General features: G+C 35.1%; 17 protein-coding genes and 1 tRNA gene. 9 read left to right on the plus strand and 9 right to left on the minus strand.

The window, feature by feature from the left end; genetic code table 11:
* Window positions 1–21: 21 nt before the first annotated feature.
* The 3 genes from RM538_RS06310 to RM538_RS06320 are packed head-to-tail and all read right to left on the minus strand — an operon-like array spanning window position 22 to window position 4,433.
* Window positions 22–1,845 carry a M1 family metallopeptidase gene (locus RM538_RS06310; RefSeq protein WP_311332559.1) on the minus strand — a complete coding sequence of 608 codons (1,824 nt, stop codon included), beginning with the start codon at window positions 1,843–1,845 and terminating at the stop codon, window positions 22–24.
* An 18-nt stretch (window positions 1,846–1,863) separates the two neighbouring features.
* Window positions 1,864–3,540 carry a S8 family peptidase gene (locus RM538_RS06315; protein ID WP_311332560.1) on the minus strand — a complete coding sequence of 559 codons (1,677 nt, stop codon included), beginning with the start codon at window positions 3,538–3,540 and terminating at the stop codon, window positions 1,864–1,866.
* 14 nt (window positions 3,541–3,554) lie between these two features.
* Window positions 3,555–4,433, minus strand: coding sequence for an MBL fold metallo-hydrolase (locus RM538_RS06320; RefSeq protein WP_311332561.1), 879 nt, complete (start codon window positions 4,431–4,433; stop codon window positions 3,555–3,557).
* A gap of 159 nt (window positions 4,434–4,592) precedes the next feature.
* Between RM538_RS06320 and RM538_RS06325 the strand changes: the two genes are divergently transcribed.
* Together RM538_RS06325 and RM538_RS06330 are read left to right on the plus strand one after the other, a co-directional pair.
* Window positions 4,593–6,461 (plus strand): cation:proton antiporter, encoded by a 1,869-nt coding sequence (locus RM538_RS06325; protein ID WP_311332562.1) that lies wholly within the window; start codon window positions 4,593–4,595, stop codon window positions 6,459–6,461.
* Window positions 6,462–6,500: 39 nt separating this feature from the next.
* Window positions 6,501–6,725 (plus strand): hypothetical protein, encoded by a 225-nt coding sequence (locus RM538_RS06330; protein WP_311332563.1) that lies wholly within the window; start codon window positions 6,501–6,503, stop codon window positions 6,723–6,725.
* 43 nt (window positions 6,726–6,768) lie between these two features.
* Here RM538_RS06330 and RM538_RS06335 read toward each other — a convergent pair whose 3' ends face one another.
* The 3 genes from RM538_RS06335 to lepA form a co-directional block, all read right to left on the minus strand.
* Window positions 6,769–8,076, minus strand: coding sequence for a hypothetical protein (locus tag RM538_RS06335; RefSeq protein ID WP_311332564.1), 1,308 nt, complete (start codon window positions 8,074–8,076; stop codon window positions 6,769–6,771).
* Between the two features lie 23 nt (window positions 8,077–8,099).
* Window positions 8,100–9,446: a hypothetical protein gene (locus RM538_RS06340; protein ID WP_311332565.1), complete on the minus strand. Its 1,347-nt coding sequence runs from the start codon at window positions 9,444–9,446 to the stop codon at window positions 8,100–8,102.
* A 182-nt stretch (window positions 9,447–9,628) separates the two neighbouring features.
* Complete coding sequence (gene lepA, locus RM538_RS06345; protein WP_311332566.1) at window positions 9,629–11,425, minus strand: translation elongation factor 4; 1,797 nt, start codon at window positions 11,423–11,425, stop codon at window positions 9,629–9,631.
* 207 nt (window positions 11,426–11,632) lie between these two features.
* On the opposite strand from lepA, the gene RM538_RS06350 reads away from it, so the two are divergent.
* A complete protein-coding gene (locus tag RM538_RS06350; RefSeq protein WP_311332567.1) occupies window positions 11,633–14,044 on the plus strand; it encodes an outer membrane beta-barrel family protein in 2,412 nt (803 codons plus the stop codon).
* Window positions 14,045–14,089: 45 nt separating this feature from the next.
* Window positions 14,090–15,085, plus strand: coding sequence for a tRNA dihydrouridine synthase DusB (gene dusB, locus RM538_RS06355; protein WP_311332568.1), 996 nt, complete (start codon window positions 14,090–14,092; stop codon window positions 15,083–15,085).
* A 9-nt stretch (window positions 15,086–15,094) separates the two neighbouring features.
* Here dusB and RM538_RS06360 read toward each other — a convergent pair whose 3' ends face one another.
* Together RM538_RS06360 and rbfA are read right to left on the minus strand one after the other, a co-directional pair.
* The gene (locus RM538_RS06360) at window positions 15,095–16,300 is read right to left on the minus strand and encodes an ABC transporter permease (protein WP_311332569.1); all 1,206 of its coding nucleotides are present in this window, start codon (window positions 16,298–16,300) and stop codon (window positions 15,095–15,097) included.
* 1 nt (window position 16,301) lies between these two features.
* Window positions 16,302–16,697, minus strand: coding sequence for a 30S ribosome-binding factor RbfA (rbfA, locus tag RM538_RS06365; RefSeq protein ID WP_311332570.1), 396 nt, complete (start codon window positions 16,695–16,697; stop codon window positions 16,302–16,304).
* A gap of 59 nt (window positions 16,698–16,756) precedes the next feature.
* Between rbfA and mce the strand changes: the two genes are divergently transcribed.
* From mce to RM538_RS06380, 3 genes are all read left to right on the plus strand, one after another.
* Window positions 16,757–17,158, plus strand: coding sequence for a methylmalonyl-CoA epimerase (mce, locus tag RM538_RS06370; protein WP_311332571.1), 402 nt, complete (start codon window positions 16,757–16,759; stop codon window positions 17,156–17,158).
* Between the two features lie 63 nt (window positions 17,159–17,221).
* Window positions 17,222–17,295 (plus strand) — tRNA-Ile (locus RM538_RS06375).
* Between the two features lie 119 nt (window positions 17,296–17,414).
* Window positions 17,415–17,639 carry a hypothetical protein gene (locus RM538_RS06380; protein ID WP_311332572.1) on the plus strand — a complete coding sequence of 75 codons (225 nt, stop codon included), beginning with the start codon at window positions 17,415–17,417 and terminating at the stop codon, window positions 17,637–17,639.
* On the opposite strand, the gene RM538_RS06385 is transcribed toward RM538_RS06380, so the two are convergent.
* On the minus strand, window positions 17,620–18,210 hold the full coding sequence (locus RM538_RS06385; protein WP_311332573.1) for a riboflavin synthase: 591 nt from the start codon (window positions 18,208–18,210) through the stop codon (window positions 17,620–17,622). The two genes, RM538_RS06380 and RM538_RS06385, sit on opposite strands and share 20 nt — an antisense overlap.
* Before the next feature lie 52 nt (window positions 18,211–18,262).
* Here RM538_RS06385 and pdxA point away from each other — a divergent pair, with 52 nt between their 5' ends.
* Both pdxA and RM538_RS06395 read left to right on the plus strand, forming a co-directional pair.
* On the plus strand, window positions 18,263–19,324 hold the full coding sequence (gene pdxA / locus RM538_RS06390) for a 4-hydroxythreonine-4-phosphate dehydrogenase PdxA (protein WP_311332574.1): 1,062 nt from the start codon (window positions 18,263–18,265) through the stop codon (window positions 19,322–19,324).
* A gap of 80 nt (window positions 19,325–19,404) precedes the next feature.
* A complete protein-coding gene (locus RM538_RS06395) occupies window positions 19,405–19,950 on the plus strand; it encodes a YceD family protein (protein WP_311332575.1) in 546 nt (181 codons plus the stop codon).
* The last annotated feature ends 7 nt before the right edge of the window (window positions 19,951–19,957 follow it).

The raw sequence follows: 19,957 nt of genomic DNA on the forward strand, positions 1-19,957 counted from the left end.
TTATTTTCTTTTTTTAAAAACTTATTCTGCTTTCCAAGTATTATTGTCTTGGTTAATATCTGCCATACGTTGTGATGGGTCTATTACCATACTTTGTACTTTTTTGTCACTTGGAATTGACAATTCATACGTAGGATATGCCCAAGCCCAATCTTTTGCAATTGTTCTTTTTCTAGTAGGAACTTGCTTGTTTTTCTCGCCACGCATCATTTGCAAGGGGATATAAAACAATTCTTGTGTACCATCTACATAAGTTACAAACAAGTCTATTGGCATTGGCATTAGCCCTAAACGTTCAAGGGTAACCACCGTAGCGTCTTTTCTGGTTTCTACATTTTTAATGCTATAATCAATCACATTAGTTGTTTGCATGAAGTCCATTAAATACCAGTCTAGCTCTAATCCAGAAACTTGTTCTGCACAACGAATAAAGTCGTTAGGAGTAGGGTGCTTAAACGCCCAGTCCTTGTAATACTTTTTAATGGCTTCTTGTAATTTATCCTCACCTATAACATAGCCTAACTGCGCCATAAAAACAGCTCCTTTGCTGTAGGCTGTAATACCGTAAGAACGATTGGTAGCATAACGATCTGCGTGGGTAGTAGCAGGCTGCTCTTCTCCACTAGTTGCTAAAAACTGATATCCTCTATACGAACCAGAATGTGGATTATTACTTTTTTGGTCCATCACAACATTCATAGCCTCATTAGAAATGTAAACAGTAAAGCCCTCATCCATCCACTCATGTTTACCCTCGTTAGTTGCTAGTAAAAACTGAAACCAAGTATGTGCTAACTCGTGCGAAGTAACCCCCACAAGGCTTCCAAATTTACGTTCACCAGTAATTAACGTACACATAGCATACTCCATACCACCATCTCCGCCTTGAATTACAGAATACTGTTTGTATGGGTACTCTCCAATATTTTCGTTGAAGAATTCCATTAACGCAGCCGTTTTAGGCTGAAGGTTTTTCCAGTTTTCTAAAATTTCAGGATTGTTTTTGTAATAGAAATTTAAGGTAACCCCATTAGGGCCGTCATATTGGTCATGGATATACTCGTCATCTGCCGCCCATGTAAAATCGTGAACATTAGGCGCAAGAAAACGCCAAGAACGTTTGCCTTTTTTACCCTTTTTAAGAGATGGCATATCCTTTCCGTTTTTTACGTTTTCAGTATTATACCCAGAACCACCTACAACATAATCTTCATCTATATGAATAGTTACATCAAAGTCACCCCAAACACCATGAAACTCTCTTGCAATGTATGGGTCTGCATGCCAACCTTGAAAATCATACTCGGCTAATTTAGGATACCATTGCGTCATAGAAAGCGCAACTCCCTCGGCGTTGTTTCTTCCACTTCGTCTAATTTGTACCGGCACTTGTGCATCCCACTCCATCATAAATGTTGTGCTAGCTCCTGGCTGTATAGGTGTATTTAACTGAACCTCTAAAACAGTTCCTACAACTTCGTGCTCAAGAGGTTTTCCGTCTTGCGTTAGCGAGGTTGGTTTTATATAACCAATTTCATTAGGTGCTAGTTTAGAAATACGATCTTTTACTCTTCCGTCAGCATCAGCAATAGTTCTTGAGCGAACATCCATTTCACTTCCCGGCTGAAAAGCATTAAAGTATAGGTGGTAAAACACTTTGTCCAATACGTCTGGTGAATTGTTAGTATATACTAGTGTTTGTTTCCCTTTGTATTGCCATTTATCAACATCTACATCGATGTCCATTTTGTAATCGACTTTTTGTTGCCAATAGCTAGAATTATTTTGCGCTGTTACTGTTGCTACAAAGGCAAACGCCCAGATTAAATTTGTAAAAAGTTTCATATATAAATTATTATATTTTTAAAGTTGTCTTGAAATTTTATCTGCCATGATAAATGCATTATACATATTAACCATTTTTCCAGAAGTTGATAAATTATTAAAATTATCTTTTCTAGATTGGTCACCACCTAAAATTACTTGCGTGTTTGAAGTAAGGCCACTATCCATTAAGATAGCTTTTACTTGTTTTGCTGAAAGATTAGGGTAATATGAACGTATCATCGCAGCAACACCTGCAACCGCTGGAGACGCCATAGAAGTACCTTGTAAATTTTCATAGGTATTTAAAGGTGTGGTAGCCCATATTTTTACTCCTGGTGCAAATACATCTACATTAGATTTTCCATAGTTAGAAAAGTTTGCAACCATTTCACTTCCATATTTATAGTTTAGTGCACCTACCGTTAAGAAAGTAGAGCTAATTTCTGAATCTGTTCCTTCTTGGTCATTTGGATATACTTGGATTCCGTCAAGGTCAAAGGCTTCGTTTCCTGCAGCATTAACAATTAATACATCTTTAGAAGCAGCATATTTGATAGCATCCCAAACCCATTCTGGGTGTGGAGAATAGTACTTCCCAAAGCTTGTGTTAATCACTTTTGCTCCATTATCAACTGCGTACCTAATTGCTAATGCAATATCCTTGTCATACTCATCTCCGTCTGGAACAGCACGGCACACCATAATTTCAACATTTTTTGCAACTCCTTGCATACCTAGACCATTATCACGTTCTGCTGCGATAATTCCAGCTACATGCGTTCCATGTCTTGCATCTTCTTTTTTAGGGTCTGGACCATCTACATCATTGTTACCATAAGCAGTATCTGTAATATCATTTGGATTGTCCCCTAAAACAGACCTAAAGTCTTTTTCTGTATTAAAATGAGTTTCTAACCTTCCTGAAAAGTAATCGATACCTCCTTGCAATTCTTTAATAACTGCAGGTACAGATTCCCCAAAAGACAGCATTTGAGTTAACATGCCAATTTGTTGTTGCTCTGTTGCTGAAGGACTAGAGATACTCGCAAGGTCTTTTGCTGTATAATCTTCTTTGCCTAGCTTTTTGCTTATAGCTTGGTGTGCAGGCTTTACTTGAGATAATATTTGCTCATATTGTGCTTTACCAGCCATAGTTTCTTGGCTTTCTTTTTCAAACTCAGCTTTTGCTTTTTTATACAACGCAAAAGAAGCTCTGTCTGCAGCACTAATTGAAGCCTCGGTTTTACCTTTAAACTTAGGCTCTAGTTTTTTTATTATTCTAACATACTCCATATTCTCACCAACTATATCTCCTAGAAAGTTCCAGCCGTGTACGTCGTCTATGTAACCATTATTATCATCGTCTTTACCATTGCCTGGAATTTCATCTTCATTGGTCCAGATTACATTTTTTAAATCTTCGTGCTCAATGTCAATGCCACTATCAATAACAGCGACAATAGTCTTTTGTCCCTTTTTATTTTTAATAAGCTCATTATATGTCTTGTCTACACTCATTCCCGGAATAGTGTCTGCAACTAAATCTGCTGCTCCCCAAGTTTTTAACTGAGCTTCAGTAAGAGGTGTTATTTTTAATGGGGTTGTATCAATGTTTTCAATTGGAGTTGCGACAATTGGAGCAGAGCCTCCACCACAACTAGATAATAGCATAGTAGCTGTGATTACAACTAATGGAAATTTTAAATTTTTCATATTCATATTCAATTTTAAAAGAGTTCTTTACAAGTGTATGTTTTGTCTAATCGCACTCCTTTTTCGGTGTGCTTTACAGTAATAATTTGATTGTGTGCATCATGCTCTAAAAACAGATAAAAACCATTATCTGCTGCAGCGTTTAAAAATAATTCTTTTTCTGGTAATGTCAACAAAGGGCGTGTATCGTACCCCATTACAAAGGGTAGAGGTAGGTGTCCTGCTGTAGGTAATAGATCTGCCATAAAAGCAATGGTCTTATTTTTATATTTAATAAGAGGGATCATTTGTTTATCGGTATGGCCATCTGCAAAGAAAATGCCGAAATCTAACTCGTTAGCTTCAGAAAAATTTGTTGTTTCATCAGCAAGTCCTTTTTGAGGGCCTTTTACAAACTGAAGCTGACCACTTTCTTGCATTGGCAAAATATTTTCAGAAAGAAAAGAAGCTCTTTCTCTTCTGTTGGGTTTTGTTGCCCATTCCCAATGGTTTTGATTACTCCAAAAAGTAGCATTTTTAAAAGCAGGCTGATACCCTGTTCTGTCTTTATTCCAAATTACACTACCACCACAATGGTCAAAATGTAGGTGCGTCATAAAAACATCTGTAATGTCGTCGCGATGAAATCCGTGTTTTTTAAGGGAAGCATCAAGAGAATGATCTCCCCAAGGATAGTAATATCCAAAAAATTTATCACTTTGTTTATTACCCATTCCCGTATCAATAAGAGTGAGCCTATTGCCCTCTTCAATTAAAAGGCAACGTGCCGCAATATCAATCATGTTGTTAGCATCTGCAGGATTGGTCCTTGTCCACAAAGATTTTGGGACTACTCCAAACATAGCTCCACCGTCCAGTTTAAAATTTCCTGCTTCTATAGGGAATAATTTCATAGAAGTCGCAAAATATAAAAAAGTGAGCTAATCACCTTGTTCGTTAAGTGTTTATTAAGAAATAAAAAATCAATTTTCAAACAAAAAAAATGAACTTAAATAATACCCTTATTTAATCTTTTTGCAGTATTTTGTTGTTTTAACTATTAGAAATAAAAAATGGTAGAGTTAGCTGGCATTATAATTTTAGGAATATTAGCACAATGGGTTGCTTGGAAATTTAAAATTCCAGCAATATTACCCTTAATTTTAATAGGTCTCCTAGTGGGTCCAATCTCTACTTTGTTTTCTGAAAGTGGAGGGCAATGGATACAGCCTATTTATGAAGGGGGTAATGGACTATTTCCAGGCGAAAACTTGTTTTATTTTGTTTCTCTTGCTATTGGTATAATTTTATTTGAAGGCGGATTAACACTTAAACGTGGTGAGATAAAAAAAGTTGGATCTGTTATTGGAAAATTAATAAGCTTGGGAGCTGCCATTACTTTTATTGGGGCTGGAGTTGCAGCTCATTATGTATATGGGTTAGACTGGCGCATTTCTTTCTTATTTGCAGGACTTATAATTGTGACAGGGCCAACGGTAATTACTCCTATTTTACGAAATATTCCGCTTAAGAAGGATGTTTCAGCAGTTTTAAAGTGGGAAGGAATATTAATTGACCCAATTGGCGCCCTGGTTGCCGTTTTAGTTTTTGAGTTTATAAGCGTAGAAGGCGATAGTGGTTTTACAAAACAAGCTTTACTAGAATTCGGAAAAATTGTAGTAGTTGGCTTTGCTTTTGGAATCTCTGGAGGGTATGCGCTTTATATCGCTATTAAGAAAAAATTTATCCCACATTACTTACTTAATGTAGTGTCATTATCTGTGGTGCTTTTAATATTTGTAGAAAGCGATTTATTTGCGCATGAGTCTGGGTTACTTTCGGTTGTAGTTATGGGAATGTTTTTAGGGAATAGCGACTTACCTAACCTAAAAGAGTTGCTTTACTTTAAAGAATCTTTAAGTGTCCTTTTAATTTCTATTCTGTTTATACTATTAGCAGCAAATATTAGTCTTGATGACTTAATGCTAATTTACAATTGGAACACAGCGATATTAATTGCTGTTGTAATCTTTATTTTGCGGCCTATAAGCGTTTTTTTAAGCACAACAAACTCAACATTAAAAACTAATGAAAAGCTATTTATAAGCTGGGTAGGCCCCAGGGGTATAGTTGCAGCTGGAATTGCATCTTTATTCGGAACAAAATTAGTAGCAAAAGGAGTTCCTGGAGCAGAATATATTACGCCATTAGTATTTGCGGTAGTTTTAATTACTGTTCTTCTTAATGCAACAACAGCAAGGTTTTTTGCAAGAATAGTAGGGGTTTTCTTAAAAAGTTCTGATGGTATTATGATTGTTGGAGCCTCTAAGGTTTCAAGGCTAATAGCCTCTTATCTTCAAAAAAATGATAGGCATGTAGTTTTGGTAGATTCTAACCGAATTAATATAAACAAGGCCAAAGAATTAGGTATAGACGCACTTAATGCCAACATTTACTCAGATGATCTAACGGATAATATAGAATTGAATGATGTAGGGTTTTTAATAGCTATGACCGGAAATGATGAAATTAATAAACAAGCAACTAATCGTTATGGAGAAGAGTTTGGCGAGAATGGAACTTTTAGACTTATTTCTTCTGAAGAAATGCGTAGTGCCAAAAATCTTCCAGAAGGCGTTTTTTCTAGAACACACGATTACCTAAAATTTACAAACATTGCCAGAAAATTTCCATCTATTCAAGAAATTGAGATAAATACTGAAGAGCAGTTTTTAAAGGTTTTTAAAATCATAGAGGAAGAAGAAAATGCGATTCCTGTATTCTTAAAGGATGCCAGCAATGCTATTTCAATTATTAATGAGCCCGAGAACATAACTATAACCAAAGGAAGCTATTTAGCTTACTTGGGCAAACCTATGGACTTGGAAGATGTTATGACAGCTACCAAACAAGAGGACGCTGAAGAAATTAGTAAAGAATAAATTGTAATTTACCTCGTTGTTTTTAACAAAGAACTACTTATGCAAAAAGCCTTATTTTTAATATTCATATCAACTGCTTTTTTTTATAGTTGTAAAGATGATGATAGTCGCACATGCACTACTTGCTCGTCTGAGCAAACAGCAGTATTTGAGGTGTGTAGAGAAAGCAATGGAAACGCCTCTGTAAATGGGGAGAATACAGACACAAATTACGATGTATATATTGCAGGTTTAGAAGAGGCTGGAGCTACCTGTGGAAATTAAAAAGCCGCCTTTCGGCGGCCTTATACAGCTTAAGAAAACACTTTTAAAATCCAATTCTCAAGCCTAATTTTGCTGGATTGTTTTTATTGATGAGAATTGAAGTCTCATCGGCTTTAAATTCACCTGGGCCATCTTGGGAGGTGAAAGTTAGACTGGTGTGTGTAACAATAGGCACTATCAAACTAATCGACACATTATCACTAAGAGGCACATTCAGGCCGGTGTTAAGCCCAATGTTAAAGCCTGAGAAGTCGTCCTTAGACCCGTTGTTGTCATTAGTTCCAAAAATGTAGTTTCCGTTAATACCATTAGTCATATGTGTTTCTCCACTTGGAGTGATAGGTGAAAACAACTGTACTGTTGGACCAATATTAAACTGAGTGTTGTTGAAGTCCATAAAACTTGTGGTTTCAACTCCAATATTTCCACCAATAAATAGTGCCCCGTCACCAACATCAGTAGCATTGTAAAGGTATTCGGCCCCCAGACAGAAGCTTGTTTCTTCAAAATCTTGTTCAAAACCAGCCCCTATACTTCCCCCAATAGTTTGATTAGGGAGTGAGATGTTTTCGGTTGGGTTTATCTCAAGCGCAGTTTCTTTTGGTGTTTCAGTTTTACTTGGACAACACACCTCTTGAAGTAACTCAAACTTTATATTTTTTGGTTCTTCAAAAGAAATCTTTTTAGAAGTCAAAACTCCTTTTGCATTCGATGTGTACTCATACTTTAAGCTTTTTATTTTTCTATCAGGGTCTTTTTTACAGTTACAATTTTCTACAACTCTTGAAGCAAAACTCCAATAAACAAATGGAGAATCTACTTTGGTTAATTTCATAATAATTCTAAGTTCAACATAACAAGCCCCCATGTTTTCTTCTACAAAAACAATTGGTATTCCTCTAGAGAAACTATGTAAAGTGCTATAAATTTCTCGAAGCTCTTTTTTTTCATTTTCGTTTAAAGCACCTAAGTTAACTTCAGCGGTATTTTTTAAAAAATTGAGATAGGATGAGCCCGGTTCATATTTTTGAATTAGTTTATCAAAAGAAGATGCAAAATTCCCTTTGTCTATTTTTTCAAATGCATTTACTTGCTTTTCATAATTTCTAATACCGCCAATTAAATAATTAAAACTAAAATGGTTTGTTGATGGGTAAAGCAAACTTTTTATAGGTTCTGCACAGATTACTTTTGGAATTTGTAGTTGACCTTCTGTATGCATTTTTACGATAGCAGCATCAAGTTCTTTAGTTGCTTGAATATCAGCCTTGCTGAGACCTTGGCTATAGAGTAACGTATTACTTAAAAAGATAAGTACGAATATTTTTAGTTTCTTAATAGTTGTTTTCATAATAAAGTGTTTAATTAGTTTTATTAAAGCCCAATACGCACTCCAAGAGTAACAGGATTGTTCTTGTTTAGGAGAATAGAAGTATTGCTTACATCAAGAGACCCTCCGCCTTCTTGTGATTCGAAAGTTAGGTTTTGGAATGACACTATTGGAATTATTAGGCTAATGGAAGCATTGCTCGATATTTGAACATTTAGCCCAGTATTTAATCCAATTTGATAACCAGAAATATCATCTTTAAATCCATTATTATCATTTGTTCCAAAGAGATAAACAGCCGTTAATCCATTAGTCATTTGTGTGTCACCATTAGTTGAAATAGGCGTAAATAATTGTGCTGTTGGCCCAACACTTATTGTGGTGCTGTTAAAGTCCATAAAGCTAGCCGTTGCTAATTTTGCAACACCACCAATATATAGTGGGCTGTTTCCTAGCTCTGTAATATTAAATAGATATTCGGCACCAAGGCATATACTAACTTCTTCTAAGTCTTGCTCAAACCCAATCCCGCCGCTAACTCCGAGTGTCTGTTCTGGAAGAGAAACCAACATGTCTTCTGGTAGATCAATAGAAGTATCTTCGTTAGGGTCTTCCTCACCTGGACAGCAGCTTACTTTTTCTAAACTAAAGCTAGACCCTTTTGTTTTTTCAAAGTCAATATTGGAGGTTGTTAATGTGCCATTTACAAATGCGTCATACTCAAAAATAGCTTCATTAACTTCATCTCGATTAGAGTCATTAGCGCAATCACAAGTTATTGTTACAGTAGTCTTTATAAACCATGTTACCTTAGGGTATTTCCACTTATTAGCTTTTAATGTGTGGTTTGTTGTAGCATAGCACTCTGCAAATTTTGCAGATGCTATTTTCTCACCTTTGGTCGTTATGGTTTTCCTTTTTTTTAAAGGATGGTTTACATAAAAGTCCAGAAGTATATCCTTATCTTTTTTATTTATATCAAGAATTTTAATTCCAGTTATATCTTCTGCAAAGTCTTTAAACCTTCTGCTTCTACTTATGGCAGCGAAGTAACTTTCATTTGGGTTTGATGAAGTTGTTAAAATAATATTGTCTTGTAATGCATTAAGCTTTTTATTATAGTCTTCTAAAACATTTTTAAAGTAAGCTTCAAAAGGCTTTGTATTTGGGAGCAAATCGGACTTTGTAAATTGTTGTAAGATTAAAAAAGGTTCACAAGGAGTAGTATCTTTTTCTTTGCCTGCTGCAAGAACACTAGCGTCTTGAAGCATTTCCAAAAAGTTTTTTTGTAATGCTTTGCCAGCTTCTGAATACTTGTTTTTTTGGTTTTGGGCTACTACTTGAAATGTAATAGAAAGGGCAAGAAAAGCCCATAGATGTCTAGTTTTCATTGTTTTTGGATTTTAAAAGTTGTATTCAAATATGTGCTGAAAACCAGACAGTTACAAATTAATGTGACGAGTTACCAAAAAAGTGTGATGAATAACACACTTCAAGTTGCCTTTAGATAGCATAAAAAAATCCGAAGCTACTAGACTTCGGATTTTGTTTCTATCATATTAGGCTTTTAAAACTACTCATTCAGTTTTAATACTGCCATAAATGCTTCTTGAGGTATTTCTACATTACCCACTTGACGCATACGTTTCTTTCCTTTCTTTTGTTTCTCTAAAAGCTTTCTTTTACGTGATATGTCACCTCCATAACATTTTGCTGTTACGTCTTTTCTAAGTGCTTTTACAGTCTCTCTTGAGATTATTTTTGCTCCAATAGCAGCCTGTATAGGAATATCAAATTGTTGCCTTGGGATTAACTGTCGTAATTTTTCGCACATTTTCTTACCAATATCGTATGCGTTGTCTTGGTGTAATAATGCAGAAAGCGCATCTACAACATTTCCGTTTAGTAATACATCAACTTTAACGAGTTTAGATTCTCGCATTCCAATTGGGGTATAATCAAAAGAAGCATATCCTTTAGAAACAGTTTTTAACCTATCATAAAAATCAAAAACAATTTCAGCCAAGGGCATATCAAAGGTAAGCTCTACTCTTTCAGTAGTAAGGTAGGTTTGATTGGTAATTTGCCCGCGCTTTTCAATACATAAAGACATTACAGAGCCTACAAAGTCAGACTTTGTAATAATGGTAGCCTTGATGTATGGTTCTTCCATACGATTCAGTTTAGAAGGATCCGGCAAGTCACTTGGGTTATTAACCAAAATCACTTCATCAGGCTCTCTGTTTGTGTATGCATGATAAGACACGTTAGGGACTGTTGTAATAACAGTCATGTCAAATTCTCGCTCTAGACGTTCTTGAATAATCTCAAGATGTAACATTCCTAAGAAACCACACCTAAAACCAAAGCCTAATGCAGCAGAACTTTCAGGTTGAAATACAAGTGAAGCATCATTTAATTGCAGCTTTTCCATAGAGGCCCTGAGTTCTTCATAGTCCTCTGTATCTACAGGATAAATCCCTGCAAATACCATGGGCTTTACGTCTTCAAAACCTTCAATCATATTAGTGGTAGGAGATTTAGCATCTGTAATAGTATCTCCCACTTTTACCTCAACCGCCTCTTTAATTCCTGTAATAAGGTATCCTACATCGCCAGTTTTAATAACTTGTTTGGGTTGTTGTTTTAGCTTTAAAGTTCCAACTTCATCTGCATAATAAGTTTTACCGGTTGCCATAAACTTAATGTGTTGCCCCTTCCTTATTTCGCCATTTAAAACTCTAAAATAAGTCTCAACCCCTCGAAACGGATTATAAACCGAATCAAATATTAGGGCTTGTAGAGATTCATCTGCAATACCCTTTGGAGCTGGTACCCGCTCTATAATGGCTTGTAGTATTTCTTCAATACCAATACCCGTTTTAGCACTTGCAGGAATGACCTCTTCTGCATCACAACCCAGTAAATCAACAATATCATCCGTCACTTCTTCGGGATTAGCAGAGGGCAAATCTACTTTGTTTAACACAGGAATAATTTCTAAGTCATTTTCTAGTGCTAAATATAAATTAGAAATAGTTTGTGCTTGAATACTTTGCGCAGCATCCACTACAAGCAACGCGCCTTCACATGCAGCGATACTTCTAGAAACTTCATAAGAAAAATCTACGTGACCAGGAGTGTCAATTAAGTTTAAAATAAATTGTTCACCTTTATATGTATACTCCATTTGGATTGCGTGACTTTTAATGGTAATACCACGCTCTCTTTCCAAGTCCATATTATCAAGCAATTGCGCTTGTTCCTCTCTAGCCGTTACAGCACCTGTAGCACTTAGAAGCCTATCGGCAAGCGTACTTTTTCCGTGATCAATATGCGCAATAATGCAAAAATTCCTAATGTTTTTCATACAACAATTCCCTTGTTTGGGATTCAAGTTGCAAATATAAGGTAATTAGGTTGTGATTTTTAGGGATATATACACTTCATCGAAAAAAAATGCGCTTTTAAGTTATTGTTATCAAATAATTAAGATATTTGTTATGTTGTGTTTTTAAATGAAATTATTTCATCTCCCCTTAGAAACTTTCATTAACAAAAAAACAAACCTATTTAAATGAAACGTAAATGCTTCCTTACATTAACGTTTATAGTTATTGTTACTGTAACTTTTGGCCAAAACTTTTCTGTTTCTGGCTCAATAAAAGATGGAAAAAATCCTATTTATTTTGCTACCATATTACTTTACGAAGCAGATAATGATACACCATTAAAAGGGACTTCAAGTAATGAGGACGGTTCTTTTATTATTGATGATGTACCTGCCAATACTTATAAACTAATTATTAGCTACGTTGGTTTTAAAAACTTTGAACAAACCTTTACACTTTCAGAAAACAAAAACCTTGGTGTTATTAATCTATTGGAGACTATTGTAGATCTAGAAGAGACCGTTGTAACAGCAAAGAACCCCACTATAGAAAAAACAGCAGGAAAGCTAATTTTTAATGTGGAAAACACCTCACTTTCTACAGGGAGTACTTTTGACTTATTAAAAAGAACTCCGGGAGTATTGGTAATTGGTAATGAAATAAAAGTAAAGCTTGGGAATCCAACTATTTATATTAATAACAAAAGAGTGTATCTATCTTCTTCTGAGGTAGTTTCATTACTTCAAAACACAGACGCATCTATTATTAAAAGTGTGGAGGTAAACACTAACCCCTCTGCAAAATATGATGCCGAAGCTGGCACGGTACTAAATATTATTACTTCCAAAGCAATTTCTGTTGGATACAAAGGGTCAGTTTCTGGAACATATGAACAGGCTGTGTTTGCAAAATATAATGCCACCACATCACACTTTTATAAAAACAATTGGCTTAATTTTTATGGAAGCTACGGCATTAGCCCTAGAAAAGAATTTAAGCAAGACGATAATTTTATACGCTTTTTTAACCAAAACGGGACAAGCACCCAGAGTATTTGGGAAAGTGATTTTACAAGAACCACTCGTTCTCAAGCACATCAAATAAATTTAGCAGCAGATATAACGCTTAATGAGAAAAATGAACTTTCTCTTACAGCAAACGGTCTTATTTCACCTAACAAAACATTTGTCAATACAGTTGACGCCACCATTTTTGATGCTGCTAGACAAATAGATTCTACATTTTCTACACTTAGTGATTTAGAGAATGACACCTCAAACCTCTCACTTAGTGCTTCCCACCAAGCAACTATAGGAGAAAAAGGCGCTAATGTCATAACAACGGCAAATTATATTACATACGATTATGACCAGATACAAAATGTAGCAACTACGTATTTTTTACCAGATGGAATGGTTAGCAGAAACAATAGCTTTTTTACAAATGCAACACAAAACACGAATATATTTTCTGGACAGTTAGATGTAACAACTCCTTTTGGAAAAGGAACCTTAGAAACAGGTTTAAAATATTCTAATATTGATACAGAAAGCGGGTTAGATTTTTTTGATACTGATATGGGCGCTAACCAGTTTAATAATATGCTGTCAGATTTGTTTTTGTATGAGGAGGTTATTTATGCTGGATACTTTAATTATGCTAAAGATTGGGAAAAATTAGGGGTTCATCTTGGCCTTAGAGGAGAATATACAGATGTAACAGGAGACTCTAGGTCGCAAGGAGTAGTTAATACACAAGAATATTTTGAGCTTTTCCCTAATGTAGGAGTTGATTATTTCATTAACAGCAATAATATATTAAGCATAAGCTATGCACGCTCCATTACAAGACCCCGCTACCAGAGCCTTAATCCTTTTAGGTATTTTATAAATGAAAATAATTTTAACACAGGAAACCCAAACCTCATTCCTGCAATTACAAATAGGTATCAAGTAAGTCTTGCTCATAAAAGAAAATGGTTTTTTGATGTGTATTATGAAATCATTGATGATGAGCTAAATACTTTAGTTTTTCAAGACAATGAAAATTTTACACTTAGAAATAGCGAAGCCAACTTAATTGAGGGGTTTCAATATAGTTTTGATGCTACCTTTGCGAGTTACCTAAATAACTGGTGGTACTTAACTGTTGCTACATCAAGCTTTTATTTAGAGAATTCTTTTTTTGCTGAAGAAAGCTCACAGGATATATTTTCTAACGATACATTTGGGTTTTTCTCGCAGATGTTTAGCAGACTTACACTTTCAAAAGAAAAGAACATTACAAGTGATGTCACTTTATTTTACCTATCAGACTTTTTTATAGGTTCTTCAGATTATGAAAACCAGTTTAATCTTTCAGTATCTTTTAGAAAGAGTTTTTGGAATAACAGAGCTAGTCTTACTGTTGGTGTAGATGATGTTTTCAACACCAATAATGTAGAAGTAAATTCGCACTACTTTAATCAAGATAATAGTTATTTTGCACGTCCGGAGTCTAGACTTTTTAGACTTGGTTTTCAATACAACTTTGGAAATGCTCGTTTACGTGATAATAACCGAAATATTGATGCTTCAGAAAAAGACAGATTAAACTAAAAACGGGATCACTACTTTCTTTTTTAGATTTCATACTTTTGCACCATGGCAAAAATTGGCGACATTGATGTTGGAGAGTTTCCTTTGTTGCTCGCACCTATGGAAGATGTGAGTGACCCTCCTTTTCGTGCACTTTGCAAAGAACAAGGGGCAGATGTTGTATACACAGAGTTTATTTCTAGCGAAGGCTTAATTCGGCATGCTGCAAAAAGCGTAATGAAGCTAGATATTTATGAAAAAGAACGCCCTGTGGGGATTCAAATTTTTGGTGCCGTTTTAGATTCCATGCTTAAAAGTGTAGAGATTGTTGAGGCAAGTGGTCCAGATATTATAGACATTAATTTTGGTTGCCCTGTAAAGAAGGTGGTCTCCAAGGGTGCAGGAGCAGGTATCTTAAAGGATATTGACCTTATGGTGAAGCTTACTGAAGCTATGGTAAAACACACAAAACTACCAGTAACAGTAAAAACTAGATTAGGTTGGGATGACAACTCCATAAAAATTGTTGAGGTCGCCGAAAGATTACAAGACGTTGGCTGTAAAGCAATTTCAATTCATGGTCGTACTCGGGCACAAATGTATAAAGGAGATGCCAATTGGATTCCTATTGCCGAAGTAAAAAATAATCCAAGAATGCACATTCCTGTATTTGGAAATGGAGATGTGAATTCTCCAGAACGCGCAATGGAGATGCGAGATAAATACGGACTTGATGGTGCAATGATAGGTCGTGCTAGTATTGGCTACCCATGGTTTTTTAAAGAAGTAAAACACTATTTTGAAACAGGAACACATTGTGCGCCACCTACCATGCAAGAACGTGTAGAAGCTGCTAGAAGGCACCTGCAAATGTCAATAGACTGGAAAGGAGAAAGATTAGGTGTTTTTGAAACTAGAAGGCATTACACCAATTACTTTAGAGGGATTCCACACTTTAAAGAATATAGAATGAAAATGGTTACAAGTGATGACTCTGCTTCGGTTTTTGCCGCTTTTGACGAAGTGCTAGAGAAATTTGGAGATTTTGAATTTGCTAAATAAAACTAACTTCTAAGCAATTAGTTTTTCAGTAATTCTTCTAGAAGCAACTTTAGACGCAAGCGCCCCCAGCAAACTAATTGTTATAAATACTAACAACACATTTATAAATTGAAACTCTACAGGATAGGGTAGGTTAGGTGTTATAGGAATGAAGCCAAACTGCTTTTGTAAGAGGACTGCAGTTATTCCTAGAAAAAGGCCAATAACCGCTCCAATAAAAGTTAGTAGCAATCCTTCATAAAAGAAAATTCTTCTCACTTCTTTAATGGTAAGCCCTAAAGAGACTAAGGTTTTAATATTTCCTTTCTTTTCAAGAATCATCATAATTATGGTTCCGGCAATATTAAAAATAGCAATAGCGGCTATTAGGCTAACAAAGACATATACAAAAAGATTTTCGGCATTTAGCATTTTATACAAAGCATCATTTTGCTGAATTCTGTTTTTTATCTGGATTTCTTCCGTAAAAACTCCTTTTAATTTATTTCTAATAGCCTCCTCATTAGCAACATCTTTTAGTTTAAATTCAATCGATGAAACTTTAGTGCTATCAAGGCTCAACAAACCTCTGGCAAAATTAAAATCTGTAAAGACGTATTTACTGTCAAGCTCCTCATTCACATAATATATACCTGAGACCACAAGGCTTCTCTTGGTAAAAGCTTCGGTGGGGTCCAGCGGGTTTATCTGCCCTGTTCCTGGTTTAGGAACATAAGCCTCTAATAGATTGGTATAGTCATTGGGCCCAATAGACAACTTGGCCGAAGTTCCTAGTCCCAACACAGCTTCGCTTTGCCCTTGCGTAAGCCAATTACTTATGTACATGATGCTGTCTAACACCACAACTTCTCCATAATTAGCGTCTACTCCTTTTATAGTAGCAATGTGCTGCTTTCCTTTATATTGAAGAAAAACACGCTCCTCAATAATTTTTGAATAAGCAGCGATACCTTCTATAGTGTTTAATTCTTTTTCTGAAGTTCCTGAAAGTGTAAGCGTTTTACCGCTTGCAGGAATTATTTTTAAATCACTATCAAAAACATTTGTGAATTGAAGACTAAAGTCTCGAAGCCCAGCAAACCCAGACAATACAATAAATAATGCCATAGCACCTACCACCACAGCTGTTATAGCAATACGGGTAATAATATTTACCGCATTCTTGCTGCTTTTACTTTTTAAGTAGCGGGATGCAATGTATAGAGAGAAATTCAAATTAAGATTTTTTTCTTTTTGGAAGCAGGTCTGGGTTCTCTAAAGGGTTCTCTTCTCCCTTAACTGCTTTTTCAATTTTTTCTATATACTCTAAAGAGTCATCGTTATAAAATTGTAAATCTGGCATTTTACGCAACTGATTTTTAGTCAGCTGGGCAATTTCGTGTTTTATCTGAGGCTGCATAGCGGATAGCTCAGCAACCAAAGATGTAGCTTTTTCAGAAGGGAAAACACTTACATATACCTTAGCGATAGATAAGTCTACAGTTACTGAAACTTTAGAAACCGAAATAATGATTCCCGTTTGTCCGGCATCTCTAACTAATTTTTGCAATACATTTGCTAAGTCATTTTGTAAAACTCCAGCGATTTTTTTTTGTCTATTACTTTCTGTCATAGTGCAAAAATACTACATTTAAAGCATCATATTTACTAAATTAATTGCAAAACAATCTAATGAATAAAATTGAACATATAGGAATTGCTGTAAAAGACATTAATGCCGCTAATAAAATATACCAAAAGCTTTTAGGGTACGAGCATTATAAAACAGAAGAGGTAGCTTCTGAAGGAGTAAAAACCTCTTTTTTTACTTGTGGTGAAAGTAAAATTGAACTTTTAGAGGCCTCAACCAAAGACAGCCCTATTGCTAAGTTTATTGATAAAAAGGGAGAAGGAGTACACCATATTGCATTTTCGGTAAGTGATATTAGAGCTGAGGTAAGGCGTCTGAAAAAGGAAGGATTTGTTGTTTTAAATGAAGAACCAAAAAAAGGAGCAGATAATAAATGGGTTGTTTTTTTGCACCCCAAAAGCAGTAATGGAGTTTTGGTAGAACTGTGTCAAGAAAGAGAATAGTTAATATTAAGCGGTTAATAGTTTGATAAATTGATAAAGTGTTTATATTTGCAAACTGAAAAAGGTCCCATAGCTCAGCTGGTTAGAGCACCTGACTCATAATCAGGGGGTCCATGGTTCGAGCCCATGTGGGACCACTTTTTTATTTTAACGATTGCAAAACTTAAAAGCCTAATAGAACAATTTTTTTATTAATACAGAGTTAATTAATTAATTAAAACCTTATTAAAAAAAAATTATTACATTAGTCCCCACTATGCGACCCCAAATCGTAACCATATTAGTTGTAATACTAACTATGTTTAATGCAATAACTGCCTACGGCCAAGATTTAGGTTCAGGTCCTCCTGCACCAAATCGAACTCCGCCGCCACCAGAATTGCCTCTTGACACTAGTATTTATGTCCTTATTGCTTTAGGACTTATTTATGGTATATATATATCTTATAAAAAATCTAGGGCTAAACGTAAGGCTCACTAAGTCTCTTTAAGTATTTTCCTACAACATCAAATTCGAGATTAACCTTATCTCCTAAGTTTAAGGAGTTAAAGTTTGTGTGGTTAAAAGTATACGGAATAATTGCAACACTAAAAGAAGCTTTTTTAGAATTTACTACAGTCAAGCTTACACCATTTACTGTTATAGAGCCTTTTTCTATTGTAACATTTCCAAAGGAAGCATCATACTTAAAAGTAAAAACCCAACTTCCATTTAACTCTTCAATAGATGTACAAACGGCCGTTTGATCAACATGCCCTTGTACAATGTGACCATCTAGTCTATCACCAAGTTTCATAGCTCTTTCAAGATTAACGTCATCACCAACTTTTAAATTCCCAATAGCACTTTTATCGAGAGTTTCTTGGATAGCTGTAACAGTATAAGATTGTTCATGAAGCGCAACAACTGTAAGACAAACACCATTGTGTGAAACACTTTGGTCTATTTTGAGGCTAGAGGCTAGAGGTGAGTCAATTTCAATATGTAGATTGGAGTTGTCTCTCTCAAGAGTTTTTATTTTTCCTATTGTTTCTATTATTCCTGTAAACATCTTTTATTAATTACCTTTGTGATACAAAAATAACATTAATAGTATTCACTCTATGCGCGAAAAAGATAAAGTTGTTTTAGGAATATCAATAGGAGACCTTAATGGTATTGGGAGTGAGATTATACTAAAAACTTTTCAAGATGCCAGGATGTTAGAGTTTTGTACGCCTGTGATTTTTGCCTCTGTAAAGTTGATGTCTTTTTACAAAAAAGCCTTAAACCTTAATGTAAGTGTACACGGAATAGATTCTTTGGACAAAATCTTACACAAAAAGTTAAACGTATATAATGTCTGGAAAGAGCAAGTTCCAGTTAATTTGGGTAAAGAAGAAAAACAAGCGGGCGAATATGCTCTAAAATCACTAGAGGCTTCTGTAAAGGCGTTAAAAGATGACAAAATAGATGTGTTAGTTACGGCTCCAATAAACAAATCTAACATACAATCTGAAACATTTAACTTTCCGGGGCACACAGATTATTTAGCAAAAGAGCTTGAAGGAGATAGCCTAATGCTTATGGTTACAAATTCGCTTCGAGTTGGTCTACTTACAGATCATGTTGCTGTAAAAGAAGTTTCAGAAAACATAACAAGAGAATTAATAGAAAAGAAAATTAACACCATTCATAAAACATTAATAAAAGACTTTGGTATTGTAAGGCCAAAAATTGCAGTCTTAGGGATTAATCCGCATAACGGAGACAATGGTGTTATTGGCAAAGAAGATGACGAAGTATTAAAACCTACTATTGATAACTTGAGAAATAATGGAAAGGTAGTACTAGGACCCTATGCAGCAGATAGTTTTTTTGGTTCTGGTAATTACAAAAACTTTGATGTTATAATAGCCTCTTATCATGACCAAGGGCTGGTACCTTTTAAAACGCTTTCTTTTGGTAATGGAGTAAACTATACTGCTGGATTGAGAAAGATAAGAACCTCTCCAGATCACGGAACTGCTTACGATATTGCTGGAAAAGGGATAGCTAATCATGAGTCTTTTAGAGAGGCAGTTTTTACAGCTGTAAACATTTTTAAAAAGAGAAATGACTATGCTGCGTTTTCGAAAAATCCTTTAGAGATTCAGCCTAGAAAAACCTTTTCAAAAAAGAAGTGATTAATCCTTTTCAATTCAAATAATTTTTTATCTTTGCACCCGCCTTATTGCAAGGTGTAGAATACAAAATTGGTGTGATAATGAAGGAACTGAAAGAATTTACAATCCCTTTTGTTGGGCTGAAAATTGGAAAACACAATTTTGATTTTGAAATTACAAAAACGTTCTTTGAGCATTTTGAGTATGAAGAGTTTAATGACGTGAACGTCAAGCTGGATGTAGTATTAGAAAAAAAGACTACACTTCTTGAGTTTACGCTTGATTTTAAAGGTTACGTTAATGTCCATTGTGATATTACTAATGAACCCTACAATCAAGAAGTTGTTGGAGACTATCATTTTGTTGTAAAATTTGGAGACGAATTTAATGATGAAAATGAAGACCTTTTAATTATTCCTCACGGAAGTCACGAAGTAAATATCCAGCAATATATATACGAGTCTATTGTTTTAGCCATGCCTACTAGGAGAATACACCCTGGTGTTGAAGATGGAACTCTAGATAGTGATATACTTAAAAAGCTAGAGGAGTTAAGCCCTAATGGAAAAGAACAGGAAAATGCTAGCGCAAAACCTGAAACTGACCCAAGATGGGATAAATTAAAAAAATTATTAACGGATAAATAATATAAAG

The sequence above is a fragment of the Patiriisocius hiemis genome, assembly GCF_031846325.1.
GTDB lineage: Bacteria > Bacteroidota > Bacteroidia > Flavobacteriales > Flavobacteriaceae > Patiriisocius_A > Patiriisocius_A hiemis.